Here is a 19,026-nt window from a genome sequence, read left to right as displayed (position 1 = left end):
TTAATCTATTCGTGTACGATGAAGAAACGTTTTACTTCCCTATTCCCGACCCATGCCGTTGCAGCATTGCGTACCCGGTTTTTATTGCTGGGATGCCTGCTCGGTTTTTCACTGGTCGTTTCCGCCCAGACCACCCGGTTTGTATCGACGACCGGCACCAACGGTAATCCGGCGACGGCCACCAGTTGGGCCACCGCCACGTCTGATTTGCAGGGGGCGATAAATTCGATCCAATTTTCGGGCGGAGAGGTGTGGGTAGCCGGGGGAACCTACAAACCCACCACCGGAACCGACCGCGACATTAGCTTCAGCATGAAGAACAACGTGGCCATTTACGGCGGTTTTGTAGGAACCGAAGCCAATCGCAGCGAGCGGCCCGCCCTCAACCTGACCACCCCTTCCAGCACCACCCTGAGTGGTGACATTGGGACGGTGGGCGACCCGGTCGACAACAGTTACCACGTCATTGCTAACGGATCCCTCACCAGTACGGCCATTCTGGACGGATTTGTCATTACGGGCGCAAATGCCAACTATGGTGATACAAGCGATCCTAGGAATAACGGTGGGGGAATGTATAATGTCAATTCCAGTCCCAGTCTGACCAACTGTAGCTTTACGTCAAATTCCGCAAATAGGATTGGGGGGGGAATGTATAATGCGTTTAATTCCAATCCCAGTCTGATCAACTGTAACTTTACGTCAAATTCCGCAAATAGTGCTGGGGGGATGTATAATAGTAATTCCAGTCCCAGCCTGACTAACTGTAGCTTTACGTCAAATTCCGCTAATCTCTATGGGGGGGGGATGTATAATAATACCGACGCCAGTCCCGTCCTGACCAACTGTAGTTTTAATTCAAATACCACAGAAACTAATGGCGGGGGGATGTACAATTATATTTCCAGCCCCATTCTGACCAACTGTAGCTTTACGTCAAATTCTGCCGATCAGGGAGGAGGAGTGCATAATTTTGCCTCCAGCAGTCCCAGCCTGACCAACTGTAGCTTTACGTCAAATTCTGCCAATAGGGGAGGGGGAGTGTATAATCTTACCCGCAGCAGTCCCAGTTTGACCCAGTGTAGCTTCACGTCGAATTCTGCCGTTGCTAATGGGGGGGGAGTGTATAATCTTGGGGTCAGTCCTGTCCTGGTCAATTGTCGTTTTACGTCAAATACAGCACAGGAGGGAGGGGGAATGTATACTTCCGGGGAGGGTAATCCACTGCTAACCAATTGTAGCTTTACGTTAAATACCGCCACCAATTTGGGAGGAGGTATTCTGAGTAGAAGTTCCAGTAATTTCAGTCTTGTCAATTGCATCTTCTGGAACAATGGCGGAAGTTCGCTACGTGCTATCTTTGGTCCTAAAATAACGGCCAGTTATTGCCTGTTCGAACCTGAGGCAACGGATTACACCGGCTCCAACAACCTCACCACCACTACCTCGCCCTTTGTCAGTCCGGATAACCTCCAACTCACCAACTGTTCCGCGGCCATCAATGCCGGTGATCCGGCCAGTGCCACGGCGGTCGCCGGGCCCTACAGTGTCACCGCCCTGCCCCAGACGGATCTGGCCGGGAATGCCCGTATCTACGGAAACCGGGTCGATATCGGGGCTTACGAGTTTCAGGACGAACCGGCGGCTCGCATCACCGTGTCAACCCTGGCTTCTTCCGCCAGCGTTACCATCGGGCAAGCGGTCAGTCTGTCGGCAACGGTAACGGGCGGCAGTAGTCTGAGTTATGGCTGGGCTGCCCCGGCCGGAGCCACCCTGAGCAGTACCACGACCAACCCCGTGAGTGCTACCCTCCTCACCAGTGGCCCCAAGGCATTTACGGTGTCGGTCACCAATCTCAGCTCGGGCTGCACCGCCACCAGCAGTGTCACCGTAACCGGCGATGCGGCTCCTGCGCCCCCTAACCTGACCAGCACGACGGTCACGCAGGGAGCACCAACGATCATTCTTGCCGCCAGCAATTGTGCCGGAATCCTCAACTGGACCGGACCGGGCGGCTCGTCGGGAACCGGGGATATTGCCGTGCTGACAACGAACCCCGGAACCTTCGTCTACCAGGCGACCTGTACCGTCAACGGTTGTGTCAGTGATCCCGCCAGTGCCACCTTGGTGGTCACCGCGCCGACCGTCACCGGTTCTTTCGATGGGTTCATCTACGGAGGAGATTGCACCAGCTTCCGGGGCTGGGCCTGGGATCGCAACAAACCCAATACCGCCATTTTGGTCGAGATTCTGGTGGATTCCGAAAGCAAGGGGACTATTCTGGCCAACGAGTTTCGGCAGGATTTGAAAGATGGCGGCAAGGGCAATGGGATTCATGCCTTTCGGTGGAATATCCCGGATGAGCTGAAAGATGGCGAAGTACATACGCTCTCCGCCAATGTGGCCGGTAGCGGTTTTACCCTCAAGGACGGCCCGAAAACCATCCGCTGCCAGAACGGCACCCCACCGCCCCCACCGAACAAACCGCCCGTCGCCCCCACGATGACGCCATTGACCATCCAGCAAGGGGTGGCTTTTACCACGACCTTACCCGTTTTCACCGATCCGGAAAACAGTACCCTGAGCTACGCGCTGGCGGGCATGCCTGCTGGCCTTACCTTTACCAGCAGTACCCGGCAGATGAGCGGAAAAACCGAGATCGCGGGAAGCTTTGCGCTGACCTACTCGGCGACCGATGAGAAAGGAGCGATGAACAGCGTGAGTTTCAACCTGACCGTCAATCCGGCCGAAACCGTTGTCACGGGCAGTTTCGAAGGCTATCTGGACAAACTCGATTGCGGAGGAATTCGCGGTTGGGTCTGGGACCGCAACAAACCCAATACCCCGGTCACGGTCGAATTTTACCTCGAACCCAGTCCGGGAACCATCACGCCTTTGGGCAGTACGCTGGCTAATATTTACCGGGTCGATCTGAAAGAGGCCGGAAAAGGCAATGGGGCTCATGCGTATAATTTCACGCCACCGGGCAGCGTCACCAACGGCACAAAAGTACTGGCGCGGGTGCTGGGTTCTACGTTCGTTTTGAAAGGGTCACCGAAGGAATACCAGTGTAATGCCCCAACCCGGTTGTCAGCCGAATCTACTTCTGACTTACAGGTGACGGTATTAGGCAACCCGGTTTCGAATCAGGTCGAGGTAGAAATCCGGGGAGCCGAAGGAAAACCACTGCACGTGCAGTTGACGGACGTCAATGGGCATCTGGTCAGTGAGCAGCAGGTAAAACAAGCAAGTCGGGTTGAACACCACAGGCTCCCGGTTTTCCATCAGGCACCGGGAATGCTGTTGCTGCGGGTCAGTACGCCAACCCAGCAACAAACCGTAAAGATTTTGAAAGGAAAGTAAGAGCCAAGGTTGGGTAGCACTCTGTCTGGAGTGCTACCCAACCTTGGCCTGAAGGTACTGGAACGGCTGGAGAAGGAGTTTACGGACGCGGCCAAGTGCCTTTTCCGTATCGCTTTATGCGGTAATTGTTCGATTTGGGCGATTTTTGACTTTTGTTCTCTCAATTATACAATTGCTCCAGTCTCAACCGCTGACAGGGCTTGCAGCCGCTGTCAGGGTTACGCTAACACCACCTCCTCCGTCGGGTCGATCCGCAACCAGAGCAGGCAACTGCACAGCAGCAGAAACGCAATCAGGAACAGCGGTAGGTTGAAATCGCCGGTGAGGTTGACGATGTAGCCGAACAACACGCCCAGAAAAACCGCCCCCAACTGCCCGACGGTGTTCATGGCACCCGACACCATGCCCGACTGACTCCGGCCCACATCGTTGCAAACCGCAAACGAAACCGGCAATGTCAAGTCCTTGAAACCCATGCCCATCGACAGAAAAATCGCGGCCGTTTGATTGTCTTTGGTCAGTGCCGACAGCAGGATCATCACCGCCGAAAGCCCCAGTCCCACGATGCCCACCACCCGCCGACCGACTTTTAACCCGTAGCGTTTCGATAACCAATCGCTCAAATAACCGCCCGTGAAGCAGCCGATGGCACCCAGGAAAAAGGGCAGGGTCGAAAAAAGCTGCATGTGTTCTTTATCGAAATGCCGCCCTTCCTTGAGGTAGGTCGGCAGCCAGCCGGTGAAAAAATAGGCCCCATACATGTAAAAATGGAACATGAGCATAATGGCCCACATGTTCTGGCTCCGCAAAACCGCCCGCCAGGGAATGTGATGACTGGAAACCCGAAACCGGCGGTTTTCTTCGATGTGAGTGAGTTCGTCGGTGGTGATGTTCCGCTTTTCGTTCGGGAAATCGCGAAACCAGATGTACCAGCAAACCGCCCAGACCACGCCCAGCAAGCCCATCGCGTAGAACGAAGCGCGCCAGCCGAAGTGCGTGGCCACCGGCACCACGATCCAGGGGGCCAGCATTCCGCCCACGCGACCAGCGGCCCAGATATAGGCCTGCGCCCGACCGGTTTCCTGCCGCGGAAACCAGCGGGAAACCACAATGGAGGCATTGGGATAAGCCCCGGCTTCGCCCGCACCGAACAGAAACCGCACGATGACCAGATAAAGCCAGCTCGTGGCGGTGCCGGTGAGCGCCGTGAAAACCGACCACCAGCCCACCACCCGCGTCAACACCCGCCGGGGTCCCAGCCGGTCGCCGAGGGCACCGGTTGGCAGCTCAAAGAGTGCGTAGGAAAGCGCGAAGGCACTCAGGATCCAGCCCCACTGATCGTTCCCAATTTTTAAGTCACTTTTGATGTCCGATGCGACCAGCGAGATGCAGGTTCGGTCGATGTAGGTAATGGTGGAAAGCGCGAATAAAAACGAGAGTACCCGGGAACGGTAATTCATGAGAAGAGCCGTGGTGAAATCCGGTCTCAAAATAGTGAATTACTGGACAGGATTGTAGTGAATATAAAGGTTGTTCGAAAACTCGTGAAATCGGAAACGATTAATAACCCGTTGATTAGGACTTTTCGGATCGTAAACTTATAACTTTGGCAGTCTTTTTGGTCCGCCAATAGGTCTTTCCACCCCTCTGACCAGCGAATAGGGCGATGCTACCGTTAAGCAGTTAGCCACTTACTTGCAAGAAAAACACCCGGATTTAAAGGGATTTAGTCGCCAGGGATTATACCGAATGCGGCAGTTTTACGAAGCATATCACGATGCTTCTGAAATTGTCTCACCACTGGTGAGACAATTAAGTTGGACAAATAATCTCATCATTCTTGCCCAGTGCAAAACCTCGCAGGAGCGAGAATCTTACTTACGCCTTGCCGTACAGGAACGATACAGCAAGCGCGAACTCGAACGCCAGATTGCAGCGGGTGTCTATGAACGGGTCATGCTTTCACCCAATGTGTCCACAGTGAGGACCCAATTACAGGAACAAGCTCGCGACTCGTTTGGCGAGGGCATTTTCCGGGATCAATACGTATTTGAATTTCTTGATTTGCCCGAGCGTCACTCCGAACGCGACCTGCAACGGGCTTTGATCCAGAACATGAAACGCTTTTTACTCGAATTGGGCCGTGATTTTACGTTTATGGGCGAAGAATATCCCGTTCAGGTGGGAATGCGCGATTTCCGGCTGGATCTGCTGTTTTATCACCGTGATCTGCAGTGTCTGGTGGCTTTTGAGTTGAAAGCCGGACCGTTTGAACCGGAGTATATAGGTAAACTTAATTTCTATCTGGAAGCGCTGGACCGCGATGTACGCAAGCCCCACGAGAATCCCAGTATTGGCGTGTTGCTTTGCGCCAGCAGCGACCAGGCCGTGGTGGAATACGCCCTCAGCCGGACGCTGTCGCCCACGCTGGTGGCTGACTTTACCCGACAAGCACCTGCTCGAAGCTAAATTGGCTGAATTTTATCAATTCAATCAATCCAACACATGAATAGAAGTACCCCTCTGCACGGCATTTAACCAAACAATCATATAAAATCCTCCCGCATCGGCGTAAATACATCCACCAGTACACCGGCTTCCAGGGCCACGGCACCGTGGGGTACATTCGGTGGCAGGTGGTAGACGTCCCCGGCTTTCAGTTCGCGGGTTTCGCCGGCAATCGTGATCGCAAACCGCCCGCTTTCGACATAGCTCATCTGCGTGTGGTAATGGTGGTGAATGGCCCCGATGCCACCCGCGTCAAAGGCCACTTTCACCAGCATCAGATGGGCATCATACGCCATGATTTTGCGCCGAACACCGGGGCCGACGGCTTCCCAGGGCCGGTTTTCATCGTTGATAAAAAGAGGATCGAGCGTTGACATCCGAGACTGGTTTTACGTGAGACTTTCCCGGCAAAAATACCAGAATACGCCATACTAACCGCCCTGATTGGAAGAATACACAGAATATGGCACTGGCCGACCCGGTTTTCGGGAAGGCCCTAACGATAGATTTTCACTTTTCGGGCAAAAAAATCAACAATTAACCGTTTATCTTAGTTGATTAAACCGCATATACCAGCCCCTGATTGGGCTGATTTGAAATGGATAAACCACCTCTGGATTCAACTCAAGACCCCCTAGTGACCGAAATTTCCCGATTGCGTGCGTTGATGGACAGCGCCCAGTCGGCTTTATTCCTGCTGCAACCGGTTCGGAATGATCAGGACGAAATAACGGATTTCCGGTTTACCATTGTCAATAAAAAACTGGCGACCTTCGTCGATCAGGAGCCCTCCGCCCTTCTCGGCGAGCTCCATAGCCGGTGGTTTCCGACCTACAAAACCAACGGCATTTTCGACCATTATTGCCGGGCTATGACCCAGAACGAACCTATCAAGCTCGAACACCACTACAACAGCGACGGCATGGACCGCTGGCTGACGGTGGTGGCCGACCGGTTTGGCGACGACCTTCGGGTTACGTTTCTGGATATCACCGAAAACAAACGCATCCAACACCAACTCGAAGCTACCATCCACCAGATCCGGAATTCCAACGAAAATCTGGAGCAGTTTGCCTACATCGCGTCCCACGATTTGCAGGAGCCGCTGCGAAAACTACAGGCTTTCGGCGATGTGCTGCAAAGTCAGTTTGCGGATAGTCTGGCCGATGGCGAAGTGGACCTCGTTCGCCGGATTCAGAATTCGGCCAAACGCATGCAGGTGCTGGTGCGCGACCTGCTGACGTATTCGCGTTTGTCGACCCAAACCGAACCGTTTGAAAACATCTCGCTGGCGCGGCTGATCAAGGAAGTGCTGGGTGATCTGGAAATGTCGATTTCGGAAAAAAAAGCTACCGTCAAGGTATCCGCGTTGCCTAATTTGCTCGGAAATCCGCTGCGCTTGCGGCAGTTGTTCCAGAATCTGGTCGCCAACGCCATCAAATTTCAGAAAGCCGACCAGAAGCCGGAGATTCAGATCAATGCCCGCTATCCCGAACCCGAAGAGTTGCCGGAAGAACTGCGGAACCAGTCCCAGCGGCTTTTTCTGCTGGTCGAAGTGGCGGATAATGGAATTGGTTTTGACGAGAAGTACAAGTCGCGGATTTTTCAACCCTTCCAGCGTCTGGAAAGCCGGTCGGCCTACAGCGGTACGGGCATCGGGCTGGCGGTCTGTAAAAAAGTAGCCGAAATTCACGGCGGAGCCATCGACGTATCCAGCCAGGTCGGCAAGGGCGCCACCTTTAAGGTGTTTCTGCCGGTGTATGGCAAAAATGGCTAAGCTACTGCCTGATGCTGCGGTTGCGTATGTCTGAAAATGTCGTGGTATGTTAAGAAAGCCCGCTGAGCCGCTTCAATAATCCGATCGTGATCGGCCTCGTTCTGAGCGGCCAGAATTGCACCAAACGCCTTCCATTTGTTCAGGGCTTCGGCGCCGTATCCCCGGTAAAACCGGGCGTTCGTGAGCAGGGGCTGCAATTCCGGGCTTTTCTGCAAATAATGCATCACGGCTTTCCCCCCCAACATTGAACCTTCGCCCACGTAAGCCGCTCCCAGCAGGTCAAGGGGTAACCATTGCTTAAACAGATCAGGCTTACTGTCTGGCACCGGCATATTTAATTCGGCCAGGTCTGCTTCCAGCCAGGGCGTTTTCCGGCGATCATTCTGGTCGTATGACTGAAAAAAAGCGAAATTTTGATCGATGGCGGTTTCCAGCGCCTGGTGAAACGTCCAATGAGCCCGCAATAAATGCCGGTATTGCTCCGGATTCATCGTACCAGTCCGCAAGGGATCATTGTAGAGCAAGGCTTCCGTTTGTTCATGTAAGGCACGGGTTTCGTGCCGCAGTCGTTCCGCTATCGTCATCATCGGTTTACCACATTGTTATCGATCAGCCAGAAGTCGCACAGCCGACGCAGCAACTGCCCGATCGATTGGTACGTACCGGGTTTGACGACGTAGGCATTTGCGCCGAGCTGAAACGACTGGCTAATGTCCTGCGGATTGTCGGAGGTACTGAATACGACAATCGGTAACAGCCGTGTCCGGGACAGCGAACGCGCTCTTTCGATAATATCAAAACCGCTGTATTCCGACAAATCCAGGTCAAGCAACAGCAGTTTGGGCAGGGGAGCCATCTCGGTCTGGTATTTTCCTTCGGCACTCAGGTAATCGAGGGCTTCGGAGCCCACATTGATCACTTTGTAGGAGATCGTTTTCTCCATTTTCCGCATCACCCGACCAAAAACGTCGGCATCGTCCGGATTATCTTCAACATACAATAGATCTAACATCGTCGTACAAGTTTACGGAGTCTATTGCTCCTTTGGAAACGAAACTGAAAACCGGGTTTCACGATTGGGTTCGCTGTGAAACCAGATTTTTCCCCGGTGCCGGTTGATGATCCGCTTGACAATGGCCAGTCCGACCCCGGTTCCGTCAAAGCTGGCCGCATTTTCCAAACGCTTGAAAAGGTCAAACATTTTAGCGGCATGCTTCATATCGAAGCCAATTCCATTGTCTTTTACGGTATACGTTACTTCGTCGCCAGTTTCCCGGCCTTCCACCCGAACCACCGCTTCCGGGACTCGCTGGGTATATTTGGTCGCATTGGAAATCAGATTCGTAAACACCTGATTCACCATCGTGGGGTCACCGTAAATCGATGGCATCTCGCCAAATTCGATTCGGACATTCCGGTTTTTATTTTTTTCGGTGATCAGAATTTCGTCCCGAATCACGTCCAGCATTTTTGGCATGTCCAGTTGTTTAAAATTCAACTCGGTGCGCCCCATCCGGGAATAATACAAAATATGCCGAATCAGGGACCGCATCCGCTCCGTCGAATCCAGAATTTTCTGGAACATCACCCGCGTATCGTCGTCCATCGTGGCACCCTGTTCTTCCAGAATGATTTCGGAATAACAGCGGATCGACGACAGGGGCGTCCGCAAATCGTGCGAAACCGTATAACTGAACGCATCCAGTTCTTCGTAGGCAACCCGCAGCCGTTCGTTCAATTGCCGGACTTCGTTGGCTTTGCGGGCCACCACCTGCAGCACATCTTCCCGCAGCTTGATGGCGACCGATCGTTCGGCATCCCGCCAGGGCTCCGACGTATTGCGAACGGTTTGCGACCACGCTTCAAAACTCTTGCGCGGGTGCAAATGCTTTTGGCCATTTTCTGAAACCGTCACGGGTTTATCCGGATTGCCCGCCCAGGTTACCTGCCGAATCCGCTCCGGTTTAAACCAGAGCAAATATTCATCCAGTTCCTTCGACAAAGCGATGGCCAGCATCCCGGAAGCCACCTCCCGAAAGGCTTCGGCCGGTGAATACAGCTCCGGCAGACGATCGGTTTCAAAAACCGTGTCGAATTCCTGCGTTTTCAACCAGTTTGTGACTCCGGCCACCGCTGATTCGTTAGGGGTTTTGCCCATGGAATAAAAGGTATTGTCGAACGCCAACACCGCCCCCGTAGCACTGGTGATGTGTAAAGCCGTCAACGGATGTTGGGTCAAACCCGCCACAACATCCCAGTCTTTCAGAATCTGGCTGTTCAGCGTTTGCCCGTTCTGCTGAATCTGAAACAGAAGCGACTGATCCTCTTCATCCTTCCGGAATTCGAGGGCCGACGACAGCAACTGGCTCACAAATTTAGCCGCCTGCCGGGCCGGAAAATCGACAAACCGGGGCGTCGAATGGTGGCAGGAAATCAGCCCCCACAATTCACCGCGGTACAGCAGCGAAATACTCATGGAAGCCTGTACGCCCATATTTTTCAGATACTCGATGTGAATCGGCGACACTGCCCGCAGCACCGAGTGGGTCAGATCCAGCGGCCGGCTTTCTCCCTGTTCACCATCACGCAATGAATAGATGGGCGAAGGGGCACTTTTCACGTCGGCAATGATCCGTACCAGATTGGTTTTGTACAATTCCCTGGCCTGCCGCGGAATGTCCGAAGCCGGATAATGCAGGCCCAGATACGATTCCAGGTGCGATTCTTTTTCTTCAGCAATCACCTCGCCGTGCCAGTCGGCAGCAAACCGGTAAACCATCACGCGGTCGTAACCGATGATCTGCTTTACCCGCCGGGCGGTGTTCTGGATCAGCTCGATCAACGACCGGTTGGATTGCACTTCGGTCAACGCATCGGCAATCAATTGTTGCTCAAAATTGGCATGAGCCGCCACCGCCGATTCCCACTCCAGAATGATCAGCTTATCGTGTTGATGGGCAATCAGATTCCATTCGTTCCCGTTGATGCGAAACCGGTGCGGGTTCATCCGCGACCAGGCGTTCTCCCGTTTTCCAACTTTCAGAATCGACACCAGCTCGGCGGCCGGCAGGTCGGTTTCGGTCAGCAGGGCGTCGAGCGGTTTTCCCAGCAAATCAGTCGCCGACCGGTTTATAAACGTACGGCAGTTCTCGCTACAATAGCGAATAACAAAATCATTTGCCGAAAGGGCCACTAAAAAACCGTGGCCCTGAATATAACCGGGAATGTGAATAGGCTCCGTTTCACAGTTGGTCAAATTGATTTCTGAAGGGGCTATGTTGGCTGTTGGTACAATCATTTTATAGGGTTAACCGACCACTCTGGTCTCTATTCTGTCTTATCTGAGGTTTCGAAAGCAAACGTATAAGGTAAAAAGGGAGGTCGTATCCGAGCAAATAAAACTCAAAAAACTTAGTTTGGGTTTAGAAAACCGGACTAAAAATAAGGAAAAACTTTGATGGCAATTGCGTAAACATCAGTGCATTCGTGGGATGACCGTACCGAATCCGGGCTTTTTTGCCGGTTTTTCGACCATTTCTGAACCGTATTTCCCAAATCTGCCGCGAACTTTTACTTTTACCATTCTATTCCAACCCGGATTGTTTATGACCCCCACTTTCTGTCTGCTCCTCTGGCTTTTTGCCAGACCACCCGCTCCACCAGCCGCCGAATGGCGGCTGGTCTGGGCTGATGAATTCAACACACCCGGTCCGCCCGATCCGAAGAAATGGGCGTTCGAAACCGGTTTTGTCCGCAACAACGAACTCCAGTGGTACCAGCCCGACAACGCTCGCTGCGAAAACGGTTTGCTCATCATCGAAGGCCGTCGGGAAAACCGCCCGAATCCCACCCATCAGCCCGGCAGTACCAATTGGAAAACCAGCCGCGACTCCATCCGGTATACGGCCGCCAGCCTGCTGACCAAAGGGCTGCACCAGTGGCAATACGGCCGGTTTGAAATGCGGGGACGGATCGACATCCGGCCGGGGCTCTGGCCCGCGTTCTGGACGCTGGGTGTATCGGGCGAATGGCCTGCCAACGGCGAAATCGACATCATGGAATATTACCGGAACATGCTGCTCGCCAATGTCGCCTGGGGAACGAATGAAAAGTGGAAAGCGGAATGGCGGACAACGAAGAAACCCATCACCGACTTCACCGATCCAAAGTGGTCGGAGAAATTCCACACCTGGCGCATGGACTGGGATAAAGATTTTATCAAACTTTACGTGGATGATCAGTTGCTCAACTCGGTGGCGCTGTCAACCACGATCAACGGCGACGGCAGCGGCAAAAACCCGTTCCACCAGCCGCACTATCTGCTTCTGAACCTCGCCATCGGCGGTCAGAACGGTGGTGACCCCTCGGCAACAAAATTCCCGGCGCGGTTTGAAGTGGATTATGTGCGGGTTTATCAACAATGAGAGGTTATTACACAGGGTTTATCAGAGGACACCAGGGTTAACCAGAGAAAAACTCTGTGTACTCTGATTTTCTCTGATAAACCCTGTGTAACCATCTTCATTACCTTACCGTTACCTTTCGTTCGAACAGTTCGCCGGACACATCCAATTGATTAATTTTGTCGGCTCTTTGCAGACAACTCCTCTACCCCTATGAAACGGTTTTACGTACTCGCCTGCCTGTTCGTTTTCGGAAATGTACTGATCAGCTACGGCCAGACGGTGGGCCAGCCGCTGCCGGTCTGGCAGGAAGGCTATCTGGACATTCACCAGATCAATACCGGTCGCGGCAATTCGGCGTTTTTGATCCTGCCCGATGGCACCACGGCCCTGATCGACGCCGGGGAGCTGGACCTGACCGACCCGCGAACGACGAGCCCGCGCAACACCCCCGCCCGCCCCAACGCCGATCGCCATGCCGGGGAGTGGATTGCGCGTTATGCCCGCAAAGCCCAAAGTTTTCGCCCTGATCCGGCCATCGACTACGCCATCATGACCCATTTTCACGACGACCACATGGGGGCGCCCTCCTCGGCTTCCAAAAAATCGACGGGGGGTTATCTGCTCACGGGGGTTACCGAAGTGGGTGAACACATTCCCATCCGAACCATCATCGATCGGGGGTGGCCGGATTACAACTACCCCCGCTCCTTCGAGCAGGACCCGCTGGTGACGAATTACCGGAAGTTTCTGAACTGGCAAATGCAGAACAAGGCCCTGAAAGTCGAGCGGTTGCAGGCCGGGCGCAACGACCAGATTCAGTTGCTGAAACAACCCGCGAAATACAAGGATCGGTTTGAAATCCGGAACCTGGCCGTCAACGGTGAGATCTGGACGGGCGTTGGATCGGTCACGCGCCAGCATTTCCCGGAACTGAAATCACTGCCCCAAAATCAGTATCCGAACGAGAACATGTGCAGCATGGCCCTGCGGCTGAGCTACGGCAAATTCGATTATTTTTCGGGTGGCGACATTCCCGGTGTCCTGCAATTCGGCGCGCCGATGTGGCACGATGTCGAAACGCCGGTGGCACGGTCAGTCGGGCCGGTGGAGGTGCAACTGCTCGATCACCACGGCAACCGCGATTCGCAGAACGGTTTTCTGCTCGGCAGCCTGCGCCCCCGCGTGCTGGTGATTCCGGTCTGGTCGTCCGACCATCCGGGACACGATGTGCTGGCGCGGATTTACTCGCAGCAGGTCTACGCCGGCGACCGCGACGTATTTGCCACCGATATGCTGGAAGCCAACAAGCTGGTGATTGGCGAGATGCTAAACCGTCTGAAAAGCGATTCCGGACATGTGCTGGTGCGGGTCGATCCGGGCGGAGACACCTACCGCGTCATCATTCTGGAAGATACCGACGAGTCGTTCCGGGTGAAAGCCATTCACGGCCCGTATCAGTCGCGGTAATCTTTACGACGGGAAGAACCGTCAAAAGGGTATTTCCTGCGTCAGATACGTCGCCTGGTTGTCGCCGTTGATCCGAACCGTCGCCGTTTTTCTGACCCAGTCGATGGTGAACAAGCCGTAGTTCAGGTCGAAAACCACCTTGCCCACCCGCAGCGCATTCGGTTCGTCACGGGGTTTGGCCGTATGCGTCAGGCCACTGCTGGTGATGTCATACAGATTATAACCGAGTCCGGGAACAGTAATTTTGGACACTTCGGCAATATGCCGATCGCCACTGATCAGCATCGCCCCTTTCGGCTTCGTTTTGCTCAACAGATCGAAAAACCGCTGCCGGGCGGTGGGATAATTGCCCCATTTTTCGTAGATATGGTCGTTGGCCAGAAACTGAATACCGCATCCAATGATGTGGATATCGGCGTCGGATTTCGTCAATTGCTGCTCCAGCCACTGCCATTGCGTTTCGCCCAGAATATCCCCGGACGGGTCGGGAACGTTGACTTTGTTCTCCTGCTTCAACGGATCGCGGAAATACCGGCCATCGAGCAGAATTACCTTCACCCGTTGTCCTTTTGGCCCGTAGATGTGCGAGGAATAAGCGCCTTCCTGTTTCCGCAGGGGGCTGCTGGCGGGAACGTCCAGAAAATCCAGCATCAACTGCTGACTTTCTTTCCGGCGCGGATATTCCTTACCCCCGTCGTTGACGCCGTAATCGTGGTCGTCCCAAACGCCAATGATTTTGGTGGATTGCCGTAACTGCCCGTAAACCGGTTTGGATTTCTGCAGGGCGTATTTGGCCTTCAGTGTATCCAGGTTTTCCGAATCCCCGTAGATGTTGTCGCCCAGCCAGATCCAGACGTCCGGTTTTTGAGCCACAATGTCATCCCACAAGGGCGTTGGCCGCTTCTGGTCGCTGCACGAACCGAAGGCGATCGTGGTGATGGGTTGCTGACTGGAAGAAGCCGCCGTTTCGGTTTTCGGGGTGCGGCACCCCGTCCAGAGTGTGCAGCCAAGCAGACCGAGTAAAAAAACAGTTTTCATAACGTTGAGCAATGCAGGAAGCTGGATCAAAACGGTATTTCCTGCGTCAGATACGTCGCCTGGTTGTCGCCGTTCACCCGAACGGTTACCGTTTTTTTAGCCCAGTCGATGGAAAACAAACCGTAATTCAGGTCGAACGCCATTTTGCCAACGCGGTATGCATTCGGTTGTTCATAGGGTTTGGAGGTGTGCGTCAGACCACTGCTGGTGATGTCATACAGATCGTAGCCCAGTCCAGGCAGGCTGATTTTGGATATTTCGGCGATATGCCGGTCGCCACTGATTAGCATGGCCCCTTTCGGTTTTGTTTTGCTTAACAGATCGAAAAACCGCTGCCGGGCGGTGGGGAAGTTGCCCCATTTTTCGGATGTGTGGTCGTTGGCCAGAAATTGAATCCCACACCCGATGATGTGGACATCGGCGTCGGAGTTGGTCAATTGTTGCTCCAGCCACTGCCATTGCGCTTCGCCCAGAATATCACCCGAGGGGTCAGGCGTATTGACTTTGTTGACTTTTTTCAACGGATCGCGGAAATACCGGCCATCGAGCAGAATTACCTTCACCCGTTGCCCTTTTGGCCCATACACGTGCGAGGAATAAGCGCCTTCCTGCGTGCGCAAAGGGCTGCTGGCGGGTACATCCAGAAAATCCAGCATCAACTGCTGACTTTCTTTCCGGCGCGGATATTCCTTGCCCCCGTCGTTGACGCCGTAATCGTGGTCGTCCCAAATGCCAATGATTTTGGTGGATTGCCGCAACTGCCCGTAAACCGGGTTGGATTTCTGCAGGGCGTATTTGGCCTTCAGCGTATCCAGGTTTTCCGAATCCCCATAGATGTTGTCGCCCAGCCAGATCCAGACGTCCGGTTTTTGAGCCACAATGTCATCCCAAAGCGGTTGGGGCCGTTTCTGATGGCTGCACGAACCGAAGGCAATTTGGGTGACGGGTTGCTGAGTGGCGGAAGCCGCCGTTTCGGTTTTCGGGGTGCGGCACCCCGTCCAGACCAGCAGGCCAAGTAGAACTAGTTTTTTCATGGAGGAAGATTGGGGCGATAATTCCTGTAAATGTAAAAAAGTTGATTCGTTTCCGAATCAACTTTACCATTTGTTAACAGAAGAAAAGGAGCTGATCACTTCCCGGTTTGCGACGTAAACGTGCTCTCAAAAATCTTGTCCGCATTGCCGGCTTCAAAACCGTCGCGCCGGTGTTCGCGCCGGATCTGGTCGGCGGGCAGGTGCCGAAATTCCGGCAACACCCGGCGTTCGGCAAATTCGACGTAGGAACCGGCAATGCGATGGGTCTTGCCGTCGGCAAATTCCGCGTCAATCATCTGAGCAACAGTTGACGCCTGCAACAGCCCTTCGTCCGGACTGGTTTTGATCGTACCACCCGCCGTGTTGAGTTTGATCCCGCGCCGTTCCAGAAAAGCGACAAAGTCCTGAATGGTGTTGTAACCCGGTTTCAGGTTGTGCACACTGATCGTGAAGTGGTTGAGGTAATAACGGTTATAAATCACCCAGGCGGCATATTCGCTTTCGTTCAGCAACGTCCGGTAGTCGTCGAGGGTGGGAATCTGCCAGAGCGGCTGGTGCAGAAACTGATCGACGGCCTGAGCATCGTCCAGATCCAGCGCATCGACCGGATCGAAAACGACGGTATCCGTGTACTTGTAAATGACATGCTGGGCTTCGTCCGACAAATCCCGCACCCGCAGTTCGCTCACAAAAATGCGCGGATAATGCGGTTTCGGCGGGCTGTACCAATAGGCGTTCAGTTTCTTTTCCTTAAAGTCATACGGTTCGCGTTTTTCGTAACCGTAGTGCAGAAAGATCTTTTCGAACGACTGGATTCCGAGGCTCGGCACGCCCATCGTCCGGAACGCAATGTGGTCATTTTCAATCTCATCAACGGCCCGAATCACGTTCTCGTCAATGAGCGCATCGACGATTTTCAACACGTCGGGAACGCGTTCCCGATACCGGCTCATCAAACCGTCGAGGACGGCGTCGAGGGTTTTCAGTCTTTCGGATGGAGTGGTCATGTTGTCATCGGTTTCTTTCAAGTAAAGATACCAATTTTGTCATTCCACCACCACCTCATCCACGCTAACCGCTGTCGGCAACCCTTCCCTCGGTAAACCCGCCGGAGCCACCCCGGCATTTTTGGCTTTGATGCGCACATACCGCGCCCGGGCGGTTTTGAAATCGGCTACCACCGGCAACATGCCCCACGATCCTTCGAGCGGATACTTGACCGGCTGGCTGATGGCATCCTTGTAGGTCGTGCCGTCCTGCGACAACCCGATTTCGACGGCAGACGGCGGAAAATCATTGTACGAAATGCGCTTCAGGAAGTTGGCCGACACTTTGGTGACGGGTCGCACCTCGCCGAGATCGATGGTCACCTCCAGATCCTCGCCCGATACGCTGACCCATTCCGACTTGTTGCGGGGACTTTGGGCGACCTGGCCATCGGTCAGTTTTTTCTTCGTCGGGTCGGCTTTTTCGGCAGCGGTATTGGCGTAGGTATACGGTTTTCCTTTCGCCCGGTGAATGTAAAACGTTTCCTCAAATTTGGCTCCGGCGGTTGTCACGGCTTTGATCGTCGTTGTTTTTTTCAGCGCAATCGGCATCGTGTATTCAGTCGACGTCGTGGACGGCTGTTTGCCGTTGGTCGTGTAATACATCTTGCTGTCGGAATCGAGTTTTTCCAGCCGAACCTGCAACTGGTCGGCGTCGGTAAACTGCGTCACGGCCCGCACATCGAGCAGTTGTTTGGAATAGTTGACATTCAGGTACGAAAGCCGTTTGAGGTGTTCTTTCAGGCGCATCGCAAAATCCTCGAAATTGCGCGGACCCTTTGGCATCCAGCCAATTTCGGCCAGCGCCGACGCCCGCGGAAAAACCATGTACTCGATGTGCTGCGTCGTCGGAATGTATTCGGTCCAGACATTGCCCTGCACCCCCAGAATGTATTTTTGCTGGTCGGGCGTCAGTTCGGCGGGCGTCGGCTCGTAGCTGTACACTTTTTCAATGGGCATATAGCCACCACCCGCCAACGGTTCCTGCGCCGGATTGCCCTGGTACTGATCCAGATAGCAGAATTCGCCGGGTGTCATCACCACATTGTGTTTCTGTTTGGCGGCTTCAATCCCGCCTTCGGTGCCGCGCCAGCTCATCACCGTTGCGTTGGGAGCCAGACCCCCTTCCAGAATTTCGTCCCAGCCAATGATGGCCCGGCCTTTCGAGTTCACAAACTTTTCGATGCGCTGAATGAAATAGCTCTGCAGCTCGTGTTCGTCTTTGAGCTTCAGTTTTTTAATCAGATCCTGACAGAATGCACTGGCTTTCCAGGCGTCTTTCGGGCATTCGTCCCCGCCGATGTGGATGTATTTTCCGGGAAACAGCGCCATCACTTCCGTCAACACATGCTGCAAAAACGCGAACGTTGGCTCGTTGGGGCAATAAACGTCTTTGAATATGCCCCAGCGTGTCGCCACCTCGTATTTTTTGGCCGCATCGCACGAAAATTCGGGATACGAAGCCAGAGCCGCCAGCGCGTGGCCCGGCATTTCAATTTCGGGAACAATCGTCACGTGCCGGGCGGCCGCATACCGAACCACGTCCTTGATCTGTTCCTGCGTATAAAAACCGCCGTATTCTTTTCCGTCGTACTGAAACGGGTAGTTGGCGGCATTGTGACCCACTACGGTTTCCTTGCGTTTGGAACCAATTTGCGTCAGTTTGGGATATTTTTTGATCTCGATCCGCCAGCCCTGGTCGTCGGTCAAATGCCAGTGGAAGGTGTTGAGTTTGTGCATCGCCATCAGGTCAATAAACCGCTTGACGAACGACACCGGCATGAAATGGCGACTGACATCGAGCATCAGCCCCCGGTAGCCGTAGCGGGGCCGGTCGAGTAGCTGGCAGGCCGGAATGGTCCAGGCCACGTTGTCGACTTTCGTGGGGCTGAAAACCGCCGTCGGCAAGAGCTGAAGCAAAGTTTGAACGGCGTAGAAATAGCCTTTGGGCGTTTCGGCCTCCACCACAATCCGTTCCGGTTTCACGTTCAGTACATAGCCTTCCGGGCCACAGCGACCGGCTTTATGCGCCTGAAAAACGATGTGTTTCCCTTTCGCCAGCGCGGGTGTTGCCGACGCCACCGCAATCGGAAAACCGCTGGCGATTTTCAGTTGGCCGGCCAGCGTTTGGGCAGCCGCCCGCTGCCCGGCGTCTTTGGTGGCAATGACGATGCGCGTAGCGGCCGAAACCGTAAAGTGGCCGTCACTGCCCGCAAACTGGGCCGGAAAAGGAAGCAGGTTGTAAGCGTTGTCGGATTGGGCAATCAGGGAAAACGATAGCGTAAGACAGACCAGGAAGGCAACAAGGTGTTTCATGAAAGACGTACGGTGGTTGGCAAAATTCAAAGGTAGACAAAAAGGGATTTCCCCCTTCCAGATTCATAGCG

The 19,026-nt window shown here is 54.1% G+C and carries 14 protein-coding genes; 5 read left to right on the top strand and 9 right to left on the bottom strand.

What is annotated here, in order from left to right; translation table 11 throughout:
- The first annotated feature begins 18 nt into the window (after positions 1-18).
- Complete coding sequence (locus ACS5NO_RS08165; protein ID WP_439414681.1) at positions 19-3,363, top strand: choice-of-anchor Q domain-containing protein; 3,345 nt, start codon at positions 19-21, stop codon at positions 3,361-3,363.
- A gap of 218 nt (positions 3,364-3,581) precedes the next feature.
- On the opposite strand, the gene ACS5NO_RS08160 is transcribed toward ACS5NO_RS08165, so the two are convergent.
- Positions 3,582-4,823 carry an MFS transporter gene (locus ACS5NO_RS08160; RefSeq protein WP_439414680.1) on the bottom strand — a complete coding sequence of 414 codons (1,242 nt, stop codon included), beginning with the start codon at positions 4,821-4,823 and terminating at the stop codon, positions 3,582-3,584.
- Positions 4,824-5,058: 235 nt separating this feature from the next.
- Between ACS5NO_RS08160 and ACS5NO_RS08155 the strand changes: the two genes are divergently transcribed.
- Positions 5,059-5,832, top strand: coding sequence for a PDDEXK nuclease domain-containing protein (locus ACS5NO_RS08155; protein WP_439414679.1), 774 nt, complete (start codon positions 5,059-5,061; stop codon positions 5,830-5,832).
- 77 nt (positions 5,833-5,909) lie between these two features.
- Here the strand turns inward: ACS5NO_RS08155 and ACS5NO_RS08150 are convergent, their stop codons facing one another.
- The gene (locus tag ACS5NO_RS08150) at positions 5,910-6,248 is read right to left on the bottom strand and encodes a cupin domain-containing protein (RefSeq protein WP_439414678.1); all 339 of its coding nucleotides are present in this window, start codon (positions 6,246-6,248) and stop codon (positions 5,910-5,912) included.
- Positions 6,249-6,508: 260 nt separating this feature from the next.
- Here ACS5NO_RS08150 and ACS5NO_RS08145 point away from each other — a divergent pair, with 260 nt between their 5' ends.
- Entirely contained in the window at positions 6,509-7,648 is a 1,140-nt protein-coding gene (locus ACS5NO_RS08145; RefSeq protein WP_439414677.1) for a sensor histidine kinase, read from the top strand.
- Here ACS5NO_RS08145 and ACS5NO_RS08140 read toward each other — a convergent pair.
- Genes ACS5NO_RS08140 through ACS5NO_RS08130 form a run of 3 tightly spaced genes read right to left on the bottom strand, consistent with a single transcriptional unit; the run spans position 7,645 to position 10,946 of the window.
- Entirely contained in the window at positions 7,645-8,235 is a 591-nt protein-coding gene (locus ACS5NO_RS08140; protein ID WP_439414676.1) for a biliverdin-producing heme oxygenase, read from the bottom strand. The genes ACS5NO_RS08145 and ACS5NO_RS08140 overlap by 4 nt on opposite strands.
- Positions 8,232-8,660, bottom strand: a complete 429-nt coding sequence (locus tag ACS5NO_RS08135; RefSeq protein WP_439414675.1) for a response regulator — start codon at positions 8,658-8,660, stop codon at positions 8,232-8,234. Before ACS5NO_RS08135 ends, ACS5NO_RS08140 begins: the two co-directional genes overlap by 4 nt.
- A 21-nt stretch (positions 8,661-8,681) precedes the next feature.
- A complete protein-coding gene (locus ACS5NO_RS08130; RefSeq protein WP_439414674.1) occupies positions 8,682-10,946 on the bottom strand; it encodes an ATP-binding protein in 2,265 nt (754 codons plus the stop codon).
- Between the two features lie 307 nt (positions 10,947-11,253).
- Here ACS5NO_RS08130 and ACS5NO_RS08125 point away from each other — a divergent pair, with 307 nt between their 5' ends.
- Both ACS5NO_RS08125 and ACS5NO_RS08120 read left to right on the top strand, forming a co-directional pair.
- The gene (locus tag ACS5NO_RS08125; RefSeq protein WP_439414673.1) at positions 11,254-12,072 is read left to right on the top strand and encodes a glycoside hydrolase family 16 protein; all 819 of its coding nucleotides are present in this window, start codon (positions 11,254-11,256) and stop codon (positions 12,070-12,072) included.
- 192 nt (positions 12,073-12,264) lie between these two features.
- Positions 12,265-13,521: a ComEC/Rec2 family competence protein gene (locus ACS5NO_RS08120; RefSeq protein WP_439414672.1), complete on the top strand. Its 1,257-nt coding sequence runs from the start codon at positions 12,265-12,267 to the stop codon at positions 13,519-13,521.
- 21 nt (positions 13,522-13,542) lie between these two features.
- On the opposite strand, the gene ACS5NO_RS08115 is transcribed toward ACS5NO_RS08120, so the two are convergent.
- The 4 genes from ACS5NO_RS08115 to ACS5NO_RS08100 all read right to left on the bottom strand — a co-directional run bounded on the left by ACS5NO_RS08115 (position 13,543) and on the right by ACS5NO_RS08100 (position 18,955).
- Complete coding sequence (locus ACS5NO_RS08115) at positions 13,543-14,559, bottom strand: alkaline phosphatase D family protein (protein ID WP_439414671.1); 1,017 nt, start codon at positions 14,557-14,559, stop codon at positions 13,543-13,545.
- A 26-nt stretch (positions 14,560-14,585) separates the two neighbouring features.
- On the bottom strand, positions 14,586-15,593 hold the full coding sequence (locus tag ACS5NO_RS08110; protein WP_439414670.1) for an alkaline phosphatase D family protein: 1,008 nt from the start codon (positions 15,591-15,593) through the stop codon (positions 14,586-14,588).
- 95 nt (positions 15,594-15,688) lie between these two features.
- On the bottom strand, positions 15,689-16,600 hold the full coding sequence (locus tag ACS5NO_RS08105) for a DUF1338 domain-containing protein (protein ID WP_439414669.1): 912 nt from the start codon (positions 16,598-16,600) through the stop codon (positions 15,689-15,691).
- Positions 16,601-16,639: 39 nt separating this feature from the next.
- Positions 16,640-18,955 carry a glycoside hydrolase family 20 protein gene (locus ACS5NO_RS08100; RefSeq protein ID WP_439414668.1) on the bottom strand — a complete coding sequence of 772 codons (2,316 nt, stop codon included), beginning with the start codon at positions 18,953-18,955 and terminating at the stop codon, positions 16,640-16,642.
- Positions 18,956-19,026 lie beyond the last annotated feature (71 nt).

Source organism: Larkinella fluvii, assembly GCF_051857545.1.
Lineage (GTDB): Bacteria > Bacteroidota > Bacteroidia > Cytophagales > Spirosomataceae > Larkinella.
Note: the sequence above shows the minus strand (reverse complement) of the source record. Positions and strands in the feature narration are given on the sequence as shown.